Annotated in this window: 2 protein-coding genes, 2 tRNA genes, 3 rRNA genes and 7 pseudogenes; 3 read left to right on the forward strand and 11 right to left on the reverse strand. The window is 52.4% G+C overall.

The window, feature by feature from the left end:
* Positions 1–25: 25 nt before the first annotated feature.
* Positions 26–1,246: an ISL3 family transposase gene (locus JZM30_RS15540; protein ID WP_252317421.1), complete on the forward strand. Its 1,221-nt coding sequence runs from the start codon at positions 26–28 to the stop codon at positions 1,244–1,246.
* A 124-nt stretch (positions 1,247–1,370) separates the two neighbouring features.
* Here the strand turns inward: JZM30_RS15540 and JZM30_RS15545 are convergent.
* From JZM30_RS15545 to JZM30_RS15590, 10 genes and pseudogenes are all read right to left on the reverse strand, one after another.
* Positions 1,371–2,158 (reverse strand): annotated as a pseudogene (locus tag JZM30_RS15545) (endonuclease/exonuclease/phosphatase family protein).
* A 175-nt stretch (positions 2,159–2,333) separates the two neighbouring features.
* Positions 2,334–2,410 (reverse strand) — tRNA-Asp (locus JZM30_RS15550).
* A gap of 47 nt (positions 2,411–2,457) precedes the next feature.
* Positions 2,458–2,573, reverse strand: a 5S ribosomal RNA gene (rrf, locus tag JZM30_RS15555).
* Between the two features lie 188 nt (positions 2,574–2,761).
* Positions 2,762–5,666, reverse strand: a 23S ribosomal RNA gene (locus JZM30_RS15560).
* 196 nt (positions 5,667–5,862) lie between these two features.
* Positions 5,863–5,937: transfer RNA gene (locus tag JZM30_RS15565), tRNA-Glu, on the reverse strand.
* 139 nt (positions 5,938–6,076) lie between these two features.
* Positions 6,077–7,618: ribosomal RNA gene (locus JZM30_RS15570) — 16S ribosomal RNA — on the reverse strand.
* Together the 16S, 23S and 5S rRNA genes with 2 tRNA genes alongside form the textbook arrangement of a ribosomal RNA operon.
* A gap of 401 nt (positions 7,619–8,019) precedes the next feature.
* Complete coding sequence (gene hemG / locus JZM30_RS15575) at positions 8,020–8,559, reverse strand: menaquinone-dependent protoporphyrinogen IX dehydrogenase (protein ID WP_252319770.1); 540 nt, start codon at positions 8,557–8,559, stop codon at positions 8,020–8,022.
* 31 nt (positions 8,560–8,590) lie between these two features.
* Positions 8,591–10,042: pseudogene (gene trkH, locus JZM30_RS15580) on the reverse strand (Trk system potassium transporter TrkH).
* A 101-nt stretch (positions 10,043–10,143) separates the two neighbouring features.
* Positions 10,144–10,696, reverse strand: a pseudogene (locus JZM30_RS15585) (IMPACT family protein).
* Positions 10,696–11,786, reverse strand: a pseudogene (locus tag JZM30_RS15590) (aminopeptidase P family protein). The pseudogenes JZM30_RS15585 and JZM30_RS15590 overlap by 1 nt, the downstream one beginning before the upstream one ends.
* Before the next feature lie 183 nt (positions 11,787–11,969).
* Here JZM30_RS15590 and fadB point away from each other — a divergent pair.
* Positions 11,970–14,150: pseudogene (gene fadB / locus JZM30_RS15595) on the forward strand (fatty acid oxidation complex subunit alpha FadB).
* 20 nt (positions 14,151–14,170) lie between these two features.
* Positions 14,171–15,330, forward strand: a pseudogene (gene fadA / locus JZM30_RS15600) (acetyl-CoA C-acyltransferase FadA).
* A gap of 57 nt (positions 15,331–15,387) precedes the next feature.
* On the opposite strand, the pseudogene JZM30_RS15605 reads toward fadA, so the two are convergent.
* Positions 15,388–16,193, reverse strand: a pseudogene (locus tag JZM30_RS15605) (LacI family DNA-binding transcriptional regulator).
* Positions 16,194–16,444: the final 251 nt, after the last annotated feature.

Here is a 16,444-nt window from a genome sequence, read left to right on the forward strand (position 1 = left end):
TATTAAATCGCCAGAGGTCACCACCATGGACGAAAAGTCTCTCTACGCTCATATCCTCAACCTGTCTATTCCGTGGCAGGTAAAGTCTCTTTCTCTCGATGAAAATGCCGGTTCTGTTACCGTTACAGTTGAGATTGCGAAAAACACTCAGTTAACCTGTCCAACCTGCGGGAAATCTTGTCCTATTCACGATCACCGACATCGTAAATGGCGCCATCTCGATACCTGTCAGTTCGCGACAATAGTCGAAGCTGATGTACCCCGTATTATGTGCCCGGAGCATGGCTACCAGACGCTGTCTGTTCCATGGGCCGGCCCCGGTAGCCGGTATACGCTGTTGTTCGAGTCGTTCGTTATCTCATGGCTGAAAATCAGCACCGTGGATGCCGTCAGGAAACAGCTGAGGCTGAGCTGGAATGCTGTCGATAATATTATGCAACGGGCGGTTAAGCGTGGACTGGCCCGTCGAAAAACACCTCAGGCCGCACGTCATCTCTGTGTTGATGAGGTCGCTTTCAAAAAGGGGCATCAGTACGTCACCGTTATCTCTGATACCCAAGGACAGGCATTGGAACTCAAAGATGATCGCGGAGTTGAAAGTCTTGCTGGCTATCTCCGGAGTCTGGGTGACCGCCAGATTGAATCCATTAAAACCCTGTCGATGGACATGAATCTATCCTATATAAGCGCAGCGCGGCTCCATCTGCCTAACGCGGTGGAGAAGATCGCGTTCGACCACTTCCATGTAGCGAAAATGCTCTGTGCCGTCGTAGATAAAACACGACAGTTGGAGATGAAAACCATCCCGTTACCGGCACGAAAAAGTGCACATCGTTCCCGTTATCTGTGGTTGTACGGTCGCCATAAACGTCATGGTCGAATAGCAGAAAGACTGGAAGCAGCGCAGATGGTTCTGCCTGATACCAGCCGTTGCTGGGCAATGAAGGCGCTGGCCCGGGAACTCTGGAACCGCCGGTATGACGAACACAGCAGGCGTCTGTGGCTGGAATGGATAGGGATGGCAAAAGACGTTGGTGTCCCGCTACTAAGCAGCGCCGCCCGGACGTTACGTAAACGACTGTACGGGATCCTGAATGCCATGAAACACAGGGTATCAAACGGTAATGCAGAGTCACTAAACAGCAAGATAAGGCTGCTGCGGATCAAGTCCAGAGGATACCGGAACAAAGAACGCTTTAAGGTGGCAGTGATGTTCCATTACGGCAGGTTAAACATGGGGTTATGAGTCTCCCACCATGATAGGGGAAGACCCATGTGTATACAGCAGCATAACCAGACTCTTAAGTGCTACATAGCCTATAAAAAAGCCATGATGGTTGACCTTCGTGGCTTTTTTTATTGTTTTAACGTCATACTGGCAACTGAAATTCAACCAATAGCGGGTTGTGGTCAGAAGCCTGGGTAACCAATACAGAAGATTGCATGACGTGTAACCCGCGATAAAAAACAAAATCTAACGGGCGGCCTAACGTTCGACGCCGCTGGTCGTCGACAAAGCGAACCTCACGCAAGGCAATCTCACTGGCAAATTGATAAAGCGCATTGATACGCTGCCGGCTCCAGACATTAAAATCCCCAGCCATGATTACTGGCCCGGCATGACGTTTGACCTGCTCACCAATCGCATCCAGTTGTTTGCCATACACTTCAACGCCGATACTGAAATTAATGGCATGGATATTAATGGCCATCAGTTGCTGAGCGCTCTGCAATGCATAAACCGTAATCAGCGCCGATTTAGACAAGCGAAGCAGAGGCTCTCTCTCAGCGGGCAGCAATACAACGGTTGTGCGGCAGACAGCGTCATCACACCAGAAGGGTGTTGGGGAAGAATAATGGCAGGGACTTGATCGGTAGCAACATAGTTCGCCGTTGCAAAGCGAATCAGCTCAGGCGTACTTTGCGCCTCTTGCAGTAAAACGAGATGAGCATCTTTACCAAAATTTTGCAATACCGAAAGCCAGTGCAGACGCTGCTGTGTATAGATGTTCCACACCAATACACGCAGTACGTCGTTTTTTTCAAGCAGCGGCTCCTCTGGCAGTGCCTGCATAACAGGATACTGTACACCAGAGGAAAAAATTCTCTCTACGGGTTGCCCCGCACTGTACCTCACCGCATAGGTTTTCTTTCGCACAACGAACCTGCTTCTCTCTTCAGTGCTACACGCTATTACTTTAAGCAAAGAACGGCCTGAGTGACAGGGGTATTCGGAAAGACTTGCACTGCATAACAGATCCTTACAGAGCAAGGTAACTATGGCACAAAGTAAAAAGCCCTGAGCAACTGCTTAGGGCTTTTCTTTAATAGGGTGGCGGAACGGACGGGACTCGAACCCGCGACCCCCTGCGTGACAGGCAGGTATTCTAACCGACTGAACTACCGCTCCACCGATACTTTTTCATTACCAGACACCGTCTGATAATCGATATAAAAGCCTGGCAGTTCCCTACTCTCACATGGGGAAGCCCCACACTACCATCGGCGCTACGGCGTTTCACTTCTGAGTTCGACATGGGGTCAGGTGGGACCACCGCGCTATCGCCGCCAGGCATATTCTGTTTTACATCCACCGCTTCTCAGCCATGAATGCCAATCTGTCAACAAGCTGAACTTCTCGAGCACGTGATTATTCGTATCATCCTGATACTCACCCCTTCGGGGCCAGCGCTCCGCGCTGTTCAAAATCGTTCCAGACGATTTTGTCTCTCAATCAACACCAAAACATCTTCGGCGTTGTAAGGTTAAGCCTCACAGGTCATTAGTACTGGTTAGCTCAATGCATCGCTGCACTTACACACCCAGCCTATTTACGTCGTCGTCTTTAACGGCCTTTCAGCGTCCTCTAGGGACAAGGGAGAACTCATCTCGGGGCAAGTTTCGTGCTTAGATGCTTTCAGCACTTATCTCTTCCGCACGTAGCTACCGGGCAATGCCATTGGCATGACAACCCGAACACCAGTGGTGCGTTCACTCCGGTCCTCTCGTACTAGGAGTAACCCCCCTCAATTCTCCAACGCCCACGGCAGATAGGGACCGAACTGTCTCACGACGTTCTAAACCCAGCTCGCGTACCACTTTAAATGGCGAACAGCCATACCCTTGGGACCTACTTCAGCCCCAGGATGTGATGAGCCGACATCGAGGTGCCAAACACCGCCGTCGATATGAACTCTTGGGCGGTATCAGCCTGTTATCCCCGGAGTACCTTTTATCCGTTGAGCGATGGCCCTTCCATTCAGAACCACCGGATCACTAAGACCTACTTTCGTACCTGCTCGAGCCGTCACTCTCGCAGTCAAGCTAGCTTATGCCTTTGCACTAACCTCCTGATGTCCGACCAGGATTAGCTAACCTTCGTGCTCCTCCGTTACTCTTTGGGAGGAGACCGCCCCAGTCAAACTACCCACCAGACACTGTCCCCAGTCCGGATTACGGACCCAGGTTAGAACATCAAACATTAAAGGGTGGTATTTCAAGGTTGGCTCCATGCAGACTGGCGTCCACGCTTCAAAGCCTCCCACCTATCCTACACATCAAGGCTCAAGGTTCAGTGTCAAGCTATAGTAAAGGTTCACGGGGTCTTTCCGTCTTGCCGCGGGTACACTGCATCTTCACAGCGAGTTCAATTTCACTGAGTCTCGGGTGGAGACAGCCTGGCCATCATTACGCCATTCGTGCAGGTCGGAACTTACCCGACAAGGAATTTCGCTACCTTAGGACCGTTATAGTTACGGCCGCCGTTTACTGGGGCTTCGATCAAGAGCTTCTCCTTACGGATAACCCCATCAATTAACCTTCCAGCACCGGGCAGGCGTCACACCGTATACGTCCACTTTCGTGTTTGCACAGTACTGTGTTTTTATTAAACAGTTGCAGCCAGCTGGTATCTGCGACTGCGCAAAGCTTCAGGAGTAAATCCCTACACCTCGCACAGCGTGCCTTCTCCCGAAGTTACGGCACCATTTTGCCTAGTTCCTTCACCCGAGTTCTCTCAAGCGCCTTGGTATTCTCTACCTGACCACCTGTGTCGGTTTGGGGTACGATTCAATGTTACCTGATGCTTAGAGGCTTTTCCTGGAAGCTTGGCATCTGTCACTTCAGTATCGTAGTACCTCGTCATCACGCCTCAGTGTTAACAGTGACCCGGATTTACCAAAGTCACACCTACACGCTTAAACCGGGACAACCGTCGCCCGGATGACATAGCCTTCTCCGTCCCCCCTTCGCAGTAACACCAAGTACAGGAATATTAACCTGTTTCCCATCGACTACGCCTTTCGGCCTCGCCTTAGGGGTCGACTCACCCTGCCCCGATTAACGTTGGACAGGAACCCTTGGTCTTCCGGCGAGCGGGCTTTTCACCCGCTTTATCGTTACTTATGTCAGCATTCGCACTTCTGATACCTCCAGCAAACCTCACAGTTCACCTTCAACGGCTTACAGAACGCTCCCCTACCCAACAACACCTAAGTGTCGCTGCCGCAGCTTCGGTGCATGGTTTAGCCCTGTTACATCTTCCGCGCAGGCCGACTCGACCAGTGAGCTATTACGCTTTCTTTAAATGATGGCTGCTTCTAAGCCAACATCCTGACTGTCTATGCCTTCCCACATCGTTTCCCACTTAACCGTGACTTTGGGACCTTAGCTGGCGGTCTGGGTTGTTTCCCTCTTCACGACGAACGTTAGCACCCGCCGTGTGTCTCCCGTGATAACATTCTTCGGTATTCGTAGTTTGCATCGGGTTGGTAAGTCGGGATGACCCCCTAGCCGAAACAGTGCTCTACCCCCGAAGATGAATTCACGAGGCGCTACCTAAATAGCTTTCGGGGAGAACCAGCTATCTCCCGGTTTGATTGGCCTTTCACCCCCAGCCACAAGTCATCCGCTAATTTTTCAACATTAGTCGGTTCGGTCCTCCAGTTAGTGTTACCCAACCTTCAACCTGCCCATGGCTAGATCACCGGGTTTCGGGTCTATACCCTGCAACTTAACGCCCAGTTAAGACTCGGTTTCCCTACGGCTCCCCTATGCGGTTAACCTTGCTACAGAATATAAGTCGCTGACCCATTATACAAAAGGTACGCAGTCACACCCCTAAGGATGCTCCCACTGCTTGTACGTACACGGTTTCAGGTTCTATTTCACTCCCCTCGCCGGGGTTCTTTTCGCCTTTCCCTCACGGTACTGGTTCACTATCGGTCAGTCAGGAGTATTTAGCCTTGGAGGATGGTCCCCCCATATTCAGACAGGATAACACGTGTCCCGCCCTACTCATCGAACTCACAACCTGTGCATCTTCGTGTACGGGACTATCACCCTTTACTGTGCGACTTTTCAGACGCTTCCACTGACACACAAGCTGATTCAGACTCTGGGCTCTTCCCCGTTCGCTCGCCGCTACTGGGGGAATCTCGGTTGATTTCTTTTCCTCGGGGTACTGAGATGTTTCAGTTCCCCCGGTTCGCCTCATGCCACTATGTATTCATGACATGATAGTGCAACGAATTGCACTGGGTTTCCCCATTCGGGTATCGTCGGTTGTAACGCTTCATATCAGCTTACCGACGCTTTTCGCAGATTAGCACGCCCTTCATCGCCTCTGACTGCCTAGGCATCCACCGTGTACGCTTATTCACTTAACCTCACAACCCGAAAATGTCTCGGGTGTGAAAGCTTGAGAGAATCACAATATTGGTAGTGAGCCACTATTGCTCGTTTCAATTTTCAGCTTGTTTCAGATTGTTAAAGAGCAAATATCGTAAACACGACTCGTAAGTTATCTTTACGTTATTGTCGGTTCCGCAGAACCGGTGATATGTCTTTTACTCATTATCGGTATGGCGTCCCAAGGGGATTCGAACCCCTGTTACCGCCGTGAAAGGGCAGTGTCCTAGGCCTCTAGACGATGGGGACACGAAAACCAGATTAACTCAACTGCTCTAATCGGTTCGTATCAGCATGAGTCAGAGACTCATTCATCAACAGATGCTTTTTGCTCAGCATTTTCATCAGACAATCTGTGTGAACACTTCACAGAATCAGTATCATTAGGTAAGGAGGTGATCCAACCGCAGGTTCCCCTACGGTTACCTTGTTACGACTTCACCCCAGTCATGAATCACAAAGTGGTAAGCGCCCTCCCGAAGGTTAAGCTACCTACTTCTTTTGCAACCCACTCCCATGGTGTGACGGGCGGTGTGTACAAGGCCCGGGAACGTATTCACCGTAGCATTCTGATCTACGATTACTAGCGATTCCGACTTCATGGAGTCGAGTTGCAGACTCCAATCCGGACTACGACGTACTTTATGAGGTCCGCTTGCTCTCGCGAGGTCGCTTCTCTTTGTATACGCCATTGTAGCACGTGTGTAGCCCTACTCGTAAGGGCCATGATGACTTGACGTCATCCCCACCTTCCTCCAGTTTATCACTGGCAGTCTCCTTTGAGTTCCCGACCGAATCGCTGGCAACAAAGGATAAGGGTTGCGCTCGTTGCGGGACTTAACCCAACATTTCACAACACGAGCTGACGACAGCCATGCAGCACCTGTCTCAGAGTTCCCGAAGGCACCAAGGCATCTCTACCAAGTTCTCTGGATGTCAAGAGTAGGTAAGGTTCTTCGCGTTGCATCGAATTAAACCACATGCTCCACCGCTTGTGCGGGCCCCCGTCAATTCATTTGAGTTTTAACCTTGCGGCCGTACTCCCCAGGCGGTCGATTTAACGCGTTAGCTCCGGAAGCCACGCCTCAAGGGCACAACCTCCAAATCGACATCGTTTACAGCGTGGACTACCAGGGTATCTAATCCTGTTTGCTCCCCACGCTTTCGCACCTGAGCGTCAGTCTTCGTCCAGGGGGCCGCCTTCGCCACCGGTATTCCTCCAGATCTCTACGCATTTCACCGCTACACCTGGAATTCTACCCCCCTCTACGAGACTCTAGCTTGCCAGTTTTGAATGCAGTTCCCAGGTTAAGCCCGGGGATTTCACATCCAACTTAACAAACCGCCTGCGTGCGCTTTACGCCCAGTCATTCCGATTAACGCTTGCACCCTCCGTATTACCGCGGCTGCTGGCACGGAGTTAGCCGGTGCTTCTTCTGCGAGTAACGTCAATCAGCAAGGTTATTAACCTTACTGCCTTCCTCCTCGCTGAAAGTGCTTTACAACCCGAAGGCCTTCTTCACACACGCGGCATGGCTGCATCAGGCTTGCGCCCATTGTGCAATATTCCCCACTGCTGCCTCCCGTAGGAGTCTGGACCGTGTCTCAGTTCCAGTGTGGCTGGTCATCCTCTCAGACCAGCTAGGGATCGTCGCCTAGGTGAGCCGTTACCCCACCTACTAGCTAATCCCATCTGGGCACATCTGATGACGTGAGGCCCGAAGGTCCCCCACTTTGGTCTTGCGACGTTATGCGGTATTAGCTACCGTTTCCAGTAGTTATCCCCCTCCATCAGGCAGTTTCCCAGACATTACTCACCCGTCCGCCGCTCGTCACCCGGAGAGCAAGCTCTCCTGTGCTACCGCTCGACTTGCATGTGTTAGGCCTGCCGCCAGCGTTCAATCTGAGCCATGATCAAACTCTTCAATTTAAAGTTTGATTTGCTTCTGCTCGAGAAGCGATGCTCAAAGAATTATTACTGTTAGTTCGTAATGAATTAACTGTTGTTCACTCTTCAAGACTTTTATTTTTTAAGCCCTAAGGCTTTACGATAAAGTCCTGTGAGTGCCCACACAGATTGTCTGATTAATTGTTAAAGAGCGTTGCCACATCTACCGTGGCGCGGGAGGCGTATATTACGCTGCACCGCTGAAAAGTCAACGTTAATTTTTCAATTTCGCGTTTAACTTTCCGACTGTTACCGCAACTGCGTGTCGCTGTTGCCGTGTCAGTGGAGGCGCAGTGTAGACACTTCTCGCGCCCTGACAAGGGCTAATTTCAATTTTATTTTCGAGTGCGTATTTTTTCGGCAGAGCGTACTAAACATCAGCATTAAACGCGTTTTTTTGCACCAAGCTGAGCAAATTCATGTGCGAAATGCTCAACCTGTTGCCAATCGGTGTATTCAATCTCTTTACTGCTGTCCGTCTCACCACCGGTCATTCTCATAATAAGCTGAATCATCACCCGGTCGAGCCAACCATAGCGCGGATAGCGCAGTGCACCGGCAAACACACCGCACAGTGCTGGCTGCCACGGGGAGCTCAGCAAAAACTTCCGGGTGTAGGGATTGGTTTGTGCCGTGCGCTTTTCTGGCTTACGCGCGGTCAGATTCACAGAGAAGAAGGCATTTGGCAGACGCTGCAATTCCCCCAAGTGTTGTTTGATAAAAGCATAAACCTCAGGCTGGAAATAACCATAACGCACCGAAGCACCGATCAGAATGCGATCGTAATGCGCGGGTTCGATATTGTCAGCGGCCGTGATGTTCACCACATCGCACTCGACCTTACCCTTTAGCACCGTCGCGATATAAGAGGCGATAGCCTTGGTTTGACCATCCTTACTGGAAAAAAGTATCAACGCTTTCATAGGTCATTGCTATTTGGCTTTTTGTTTTAGGTTATGCGCGCCAAAACGTAGGTGTAAACAACACCAGCAAGGTAAACACCTTAAGACGCCAGAACAGCATGGTTGAAATCAGAATCCATTTCGCTGCGTCATTCATGGTGGTGAAGTTATCGGCCACTACCCCTAATCCCGGCCCCAGATTGTTTAACGTCGCCGTGACAGCGGCAAAAGCAGAAAAATCATCCACACCGGTGGCTATAACTGCCAGCATACTGACAATAAACACTAACGCATAGGCGGAGAAAAAGCCCCATACCGCTTAGAGGATCCGCTCCGGCAAGGCACGACGTCCAAGCTTGATGGTATAGACCGCGTTAGGGTGCACCAATCGTTTGAGCTCGCGGTGTCCTTGCAAGAACAACAGCAGGATACGAATCACCTTTAAGCCACTGCCCGTCGACCCCGCGCACCCGCCGATAAAAGCAGAGCACAAAAGCAAAACAGGTAAGAATAGCGGCCAGGCGGCAAAACTGCTGGTGGTAAACCCTGCGGTGGTCGCCATGGACACCACCTGGAAAAACGCCTGATTCAGCGTCTGGATACCGCTGCCATAAACATTATGGAACCACAGCACCAGCGTGCACACCGCCACCAGCGACATCTGAACAAAGATGAACATGCGAAATTCCGGATCGCGACCGTACACCTTGAGACTTCTGCCACTCAGCATGGCAAAGTGCAAACCGTAATTACAGCCAGAAATCAGCAGAAACACCGCGATGATGGTATTGATAGTAGGGCTGTTGAAATAGACAATGCTGGCGTCATGGATTGAAAAGCCGCCGATGGCAATGGTGGAAAAGCTGTGTCCGATAGAATCAAACAGTGACATCCCCGCCAACCACAGCGCTACCGCACAGGCCACGGTAAGCAGCACATAGATCATCCATAATGTTTTCGCGGTTTCTACGATGCGAGGCCGCATTTTATTATTTTTCAATGGCCCAGGCATCTCAGCACGGTAGAGCTGCATACCCCCAACGCCGAGGATAGGCAGAATCGCCACCGCTAATACGATGATCCCCATCCCGCAGAACCACTGTAACATCTGCCGGTAAAACAGAATGGCCTTTGGCAAAGAATCCAACCCGACCAGTGTGGTCGCGTCCGTGGTGGTTAAGCCGGAGAATGATTCGAAAAAGGCATCGGTGACGCTAAGGTTTGGATGTTCAGAGAAGATGAAGGGCAATGCCCCTACGCTACCCAGCACGGTCCAAAACAGCACCACAATCAAGAAGCCTTCTCGCGAGGCCAGCTCATGCTTGTGTTTACGATTGAGAAACCAGAGCGCGCTGCCGATAAACAGGGCAACCAGAAAGGTTTGCGTGAATGCCCGTCCTGCGCCGTCACGATAAATCAGAGCAACCAGGCCAGGGATAAACATGGTTCCGGAAAACAGAATAACCAGTAACCCTACAATGCGGGTAATGGCGCGCAGGTGCATGGAGAAACATCCTTAACGAGTCATCAAACAGCGCTGAATTATTATCATATAATGGATATTTGCAACGTTACCCTGCTTATATCGCCCAAACGGCGCACCGTTTATTGGTAAGCACTGTCAGGGATCGCCACCTGCAACGTCACTTTTGCACCATAATCGCAGTGATTCACTTCATCGCCCATCTGCCGAATCAACGCGCTAACGGGCGCATGTAAGGTATAGTCGCATTGTAGCCGATACGCCGTGCGCAGCACTTTTTTCCAGCGTTTCCACGTGCTTTAATGCGTGCTGGACACCGCCGCCATACGCCTTGACCAATCCCTCAGTACCTAGCGGAATGCCGCCATAGTAACGCACCGAGACAGCGGTTATCTCACCGATTCCGCTCCCCATCAGTTGCGCCAGTATGGGTTTTCCCGCCGTTCCTGAAGGCTCACCATCATCCGAAAAGCCAAGCTGTTGCGAATCATCCGGTGCCCCGGCAACAAAGGCCCAGCAGTGATGCCCGGCATCGGAATACCGCTCGCGCACCTGCTGCACATAAGCCTTGGCCGCCGCCACGCCGTCAGTCGGTACCAACAGCGTGATAAAACGACTCTTTTTTATCTCTTCGCTGACGCTGACTTCACTCGCTGGAATCTTATAACGTTGCATCAGGCGAGATTCAGATCCCGCGTCATGTTTTCAACGCGTTTCTCATGGAACACGATATTGTATTCGATGCGGATCCCACCAAACGGTTTCAACATGTCTATTTTTTCCAATCAATATGCTGGCTGTATTGTCCACTGTGCCACGGTGCCAGCAACGATTCGATAAAATAGATACCCGACTCAATGGTCAGCACCATACGAGGTTGCATAACACGCGTGCAGCGCAGGTAGGGATGGGCTTCTGGTGCTGCCAGATGCGTGCCGCGCTCATCCTGCATAAAACCGCCTACATCGTGCACCTGCAAACCAAGCGGATGGCCCAGTCCGTGTGGCAAAAAGACCCAGGTCAATCCGCTCTCCAGCATTGCCTCTTCGCTCATCCCTTGCACCAGGTGATGACGGTGCAGCAGTTTTGCCACGCGCTGATGCATCTGAATATGGTAGTCGGTATAGCGCACGCCGACCCGCATTGACTCAATCAGCGCCTGCTGTCCCTGATTCAAATCCTTGATGAGCTGTGCAAACAGATGATCGCTCTGCGCGGCACGGTGCCCGACCACTGCCGTTTTTTGCGCTTCACGCATACAGAACAGTTCGTAGTCAGTTTTATAGGCCCGATGGTAGTGCAGATAATCCAGTATGGGTTTCGGGTTAATATGTTGCGGGACAATACCCAGAGACAGCGCACGCTCAGGCACATAGCCAAGATAAGCCACACGATCGCGCGCCGCTGGCAACAGCGCACCAATCTCGTCCGCATTACGCAACACAATCACGTCGATATCTTTGGTCCAGAAACTCTCCGGCAATGGCGCAACGTTATGCCAATAATCGACCGGAGAATAGAACCACAATCGGGGTTTGTTAACCCCATCCACCCACAGCCAGCAATGGGGCACGTGAGTCACCGGAACCCAGGCTTTGAACTGAGGGTTAACCTTGAAGGGATATTCCTGATCGTCCAGAAAACGCATCAGGGGCTCCCCGGAATGAATTAACACCGCATCAAGATGATGCTGCGTCAGTACGTTTTGCGCGTGCTGTTGCATCGTCGCCAGATGCTGGTGGAACAAAGATGCCAGCTTTTCCATGAAGATCCTCATTTACCACAGCAAGATACGCTCAGTGTATCACGGTGATCGCCGGAGGGTAGCAGCGAGCGCTTTGTGATCGAAATGGCAAATAATTAATCTTTTACTTGCATTTATTTAACATTAGGCCACAATCCACTCATCTGGTCGTACCAGATCATTATACTGTTTCTGGAGATCGCTATGCTTTATCAAAGTGAAACGCTCTACGTGCGCTGGTTGGAGGAAGGGATCGCGGAGCTGGTCTTTGCCTCTCCCGGCTCGGTGAATACCCTGGATACCAAAACCGTTGCCAGCCTGGGCAATGCGTTGACCGTGCTTGAGCAGTTGGAAGGCCTGCAAGGCCTGCTGTTGCACTCAGACAAACCGGCGTTTATCGTCGGTGCTGATATTACCGAATTCCTGTCGCTGTTCGCGGCACCGCGCGAGCATCTTCAAACCTGGTTGGAACAAGCCAACCGTATCTTCAATCGTCTTGAAGACCTGCCAGTGCCGACACTTGCCGCCATCAACGGCTATGCCCTTGGCGGCGGCTGTTAATGCGCTCTGGCGGTGGATATCCGTATCGTCACACCGTCCACGCGCATCGGTCTGCCAGAAGTCAAACTCGGTATCATGCCCGGCTTTGGCGGCTCTGTTCGCCTGCCGCGCCTGTTAGGAGCCGACAGCGCGCTGGAAATATTGCCACAGGAAAAGGCATCGATTCGTCAGAAGCGTTGAAAATCGGCCTGGTTCAGGCGGTGGTGCCTGATGAAAAACTGGCGGAGGCGGGAGTAGACGTTCTGCGTCAGGCCATTTCCAGTCAGATTGATTGGTTGGTTGTCCTACCGTAAGCCAAAGCGGGAACCACTCAAGCTCAATGCGATAGAAGCAGCAATGAGCTTTACAATGGCCAAAGCAATGGTGGCACAAACCGCCGGTAAACATTATCCCGCCCCCTGACCGCAGTCAAAACCGTTGAAGCCGCGGCGGGGATGACGCGCGATAATGCATTACGCATTGAGACACAGAATTTTGTGACGCTTACTGCAACGTCAGCGGCACGAGCTCTGGTCGGTATTTTCCTAAACGATCAGTATGTTAAGGGCAAGGCTAAGAAACTGTCAGGTGCGGTATCCGTACCAAAGCAGGCCGCCGTGCTGGGTGCTGGCATTATGGGTGGCGGCATTGCCTACCAGTCTGCCTACAAGGGCGTGCCGATTGTGATGAAAGACATCAACGACAAAGCGCTGGCATTGGGCATGAAAGAGGCCGCGAAATTGCTCAACGGTCAGTTGACGCGCGGCAAACTGGACGGTTTGAAAATGGCGAATATCCTGAGCCACATTTAGCCAACGCTTGATTATGGCCGCTTTGCGGATATCGATATCGTGGTGGAAGCGGTGGTGGAAAACCCCAAGGTGAAAGGGGAAGTACTGGCGCAAACGGAAATGCACCTTTCCGAAAACGCCATTCTGGCCTCCAATACGTCGACGATCCCCATCGCGTTGCTGGCAAACCCCTTGCAACATCCTGAGCGTTTTTGCGGCATGCACTTCTTTAATCCGGTGCACCGTATGCCACTGGTGGAAATCATCCGTGGCCCGCAAACCAGCGACAACACCATCGCACGCGTGGTGGCCTACGCCAGCAAGATGGGCAAAACCCCAGTCGTGGTTAACGATTGCCCCGGTTTTTTCGTCAACCGCGTGCTGTTCCCCTACTTTGCCGCTTTCAGCTTGTTACTGCGTGATGGTGCTGACTTCCGCCAGATAGACAGTGTGATGGAGAAGCAGTTCGGATGGCCGATTGGACCGGCCTACTTGCTGGACGTAGTCGGTATTGATACCGCGCACCATGCTCAGGCCGTTATGGCGCAAGGTTTCCCGCAGCGTATGTAAAAAACCGAACGCGACGCGATTGATGTGCTGTTCGAACATCAGCGCTACGGTCAGAAAAACGGACAAGGTTTCTATCGTTATACGCCCGACAAAAAGGGCAAGCCGGTAAAAGAGCAGGATAAAAGCGTCGATGCTCTGCTGTTGGAGATCGCCAACGGCAGTCGCACCTTTACCGCGCAAGAGATTATCGCCCGCATGATGATCCAGATGGTTAACGAGGTCGCGCGCTGTCTGGAAGAGGGCATTGTCGCCAGTCCCGCAGAAGCCGATATGGCGCTGGTGTATGGGCTGGGGTTCCCGCCGTTCCACAGCGGTGCCTGTCGCTATCTCGACACGCTGGGCAGCCGTGACTATGCGCTACAGGCTAACGCACTGGAATCCCTCGAGGCGATATATCAGATACCCGATGGCCTGCCTACTTGCAGAGCGTAACGACAGCTATTATCCCCCAGCGGCACCGCACGCGGGTATCTCTCTCGGTTAATCGGCATGAGGTCACAGAATATGGAAAACGTTGTTATTGTCGACACCATCCGCACCACGATGGGACGCTCGAAAGGGGGTGCATTCCGTCAGGTGCGCGCCGAAGATCTTTCCGCCCACATGATGCGCAGCTTGCTGAGCCGTAACCCGGCGCTGGACGCCCATGAGATAGACGATATCTATTGGGGCTGCGTACAACAAACGTTGGAGCAAGGTTTTAATATCGGCCGCAACGCAGCGCTGCTGGCGGAGATTCCGCCGACCGTGCCTGCAGTCACAGTCAACCGCCTGTGCGGTTCCTCCATGCAGGCACTGCACGATGCCGCTCGCGCCATTATGGTGGGGGATGCCAGCACTTGCCTGATCGGCGGTGTGGAGCACATGGGACATGTGCCGATGAATCACGGCGTCGACTTTCATCCGGGCCTGAGCCGCACCGTGGCGAAAGCGGCTGCGATGATGGGACTGACGGCGGAGATGCTGGCACGCATTCATCACATCAGCCGTGACATGCAGGATCAGTTCGCCGCTCGCTCTCATCAACGCGCCTGGCAGGCAACCCAGCGCGGTGCCTTCCGCCATGAAATCGTCCCCACGGTCGGCCACGATGCCGATGGCATACTACATGCGTTTCACGATGATGAGGTGATTCGTGCCGACACCACGGTAGAAAGCCTGAGCATCCTGAAACCCGCCTTCGATCCGGCGCATGGCGCAGTGACAGCAGGCAATGCCTCCGCCCTCTCTGACGGCGCAGCCGCCATGCTCGTCATGAGCGAATCACGCGCACGGGAGCGGGGGCTAACCGCGCGCGTATTAAGGCGATGGCAGTGGTCGGCTGCGATGCATCCATTATGGGCTACGGTCCAGTGCCAGTCGTACAGTTGGCGTTAAAGCGCGCAGGATTGGCGCTGACGGATATCGGGGTGTTTGAACTCAACGAAGCCTTTGCCGCACAAACGCTGCCGTGTCTGAAAGATTTAGAACTGCTGGAAACCATTGATGACAAGGTGAACCTGAACGGTGGGGCTATCGCGCTCGGTCATCCGCTCGGCTGCTCCGGCGCGCGCATTTCCGGCACGCTGATCAACCTGATGGAACAGCGCGACGTGCAGTTTGGCGTAGCGACCATGTGCATCGGTCTTGGCCAGGGTATTACCACGGTGTTTGAACGGGTATAATTTGCCAAAGCACACGTCGGAGCGGTTATCTCTCCGGAGTGGCGCGGGGCGCATTCACTAGGCAGAGTCCCGCTCAATCAGGGTAAATCCGATATCAATAATCGGACTTTCCGTGCTTTTTCCTTCAATTTTGTCAGCAAGCAGCGTGGCAGCCTCTTTGCCCATCTTCCAACTGTAGACGCCAAACGTCGAAATCGACGGCACGTTATGCGCCGCAAATGCCAAATCACCAAATCCCATAACGGCCAGTTGCTGCGCCGCACGCCGATCCGCGGCCCAAATCAAACCAAAACGCCGATGACCTTTACCCAGCAGATAGTCTCCTGCGGCAAAGCCAATCTTCTCATGGGAAAAGCCAATCAGTATATCCAGAGGGGTTGGTGTCAAATCCCAAATTTCGACCACTGGAATCTGCGCATTGAGGATGATTTTGCGCAATTCCGGCGTGTGATGAATGCCCGTCAGCACCACCCCGTCAGGGCGACGTGACAATAACGTGGCCACAATTTCCGCTTCAGTTTCATCGGAATACCCCGCCACACATAGCAACATATGATAGCCGCGTGCGTCCAGCTCATCGCTGATGGCCTGAATGGTATCGACAAACATGGCGTTGTTGATCTGAGGCACCACCACGGCAATAAACTTGTTGCGGCGAGAGGCCAGCCCACCGGCCAGCAGGTTGGGGATGTAGCCGGTAATGCGCACTGCCTCCATCACCTTGTCGATGGTCGCCGCCTTTACCAGCTTGGGCGTGTTCAACGCCAGGCTTACCGTCATTGGCGACAGCCAGATGCTCTGGCGACATCCTCAAGTGTGGGCGTACGCGGTTGGTTACCCTTGGCACGCTTATCGCTTTTCAATGACGTGTTTCCTTATCAACGGTCAGACTTCCGGCGTTGGCATTATCCTGAATAGTGGCACGGTTTTCCACCCGCTAGCCCGACTGGCACGATCTTTACAAAAAAATGATTGCGCTAACATATTGATAATATCATTGATGCCAATACCAACGATCACCTCACACGCAACAGGCGATTACAAAGCAATGCTGCTTAATTTGTGATCCATTATACAAAAACAACGCGCGATAATAGCGCTAACATTAGGTTCG

This window comes from Candidatus Symbiopectobacterium endolongispinus (assembly GCF_018777385.1).
In the GTDB taxonomy this organism is placed as follows: domain Bacteria; phylum Pseudomonadota; class Gammaproteobacteria; order Enterobacterales; family Enterobacteriaceae; genus Symbiopectobacterium; species Symbiopectobacterium endolongispinus.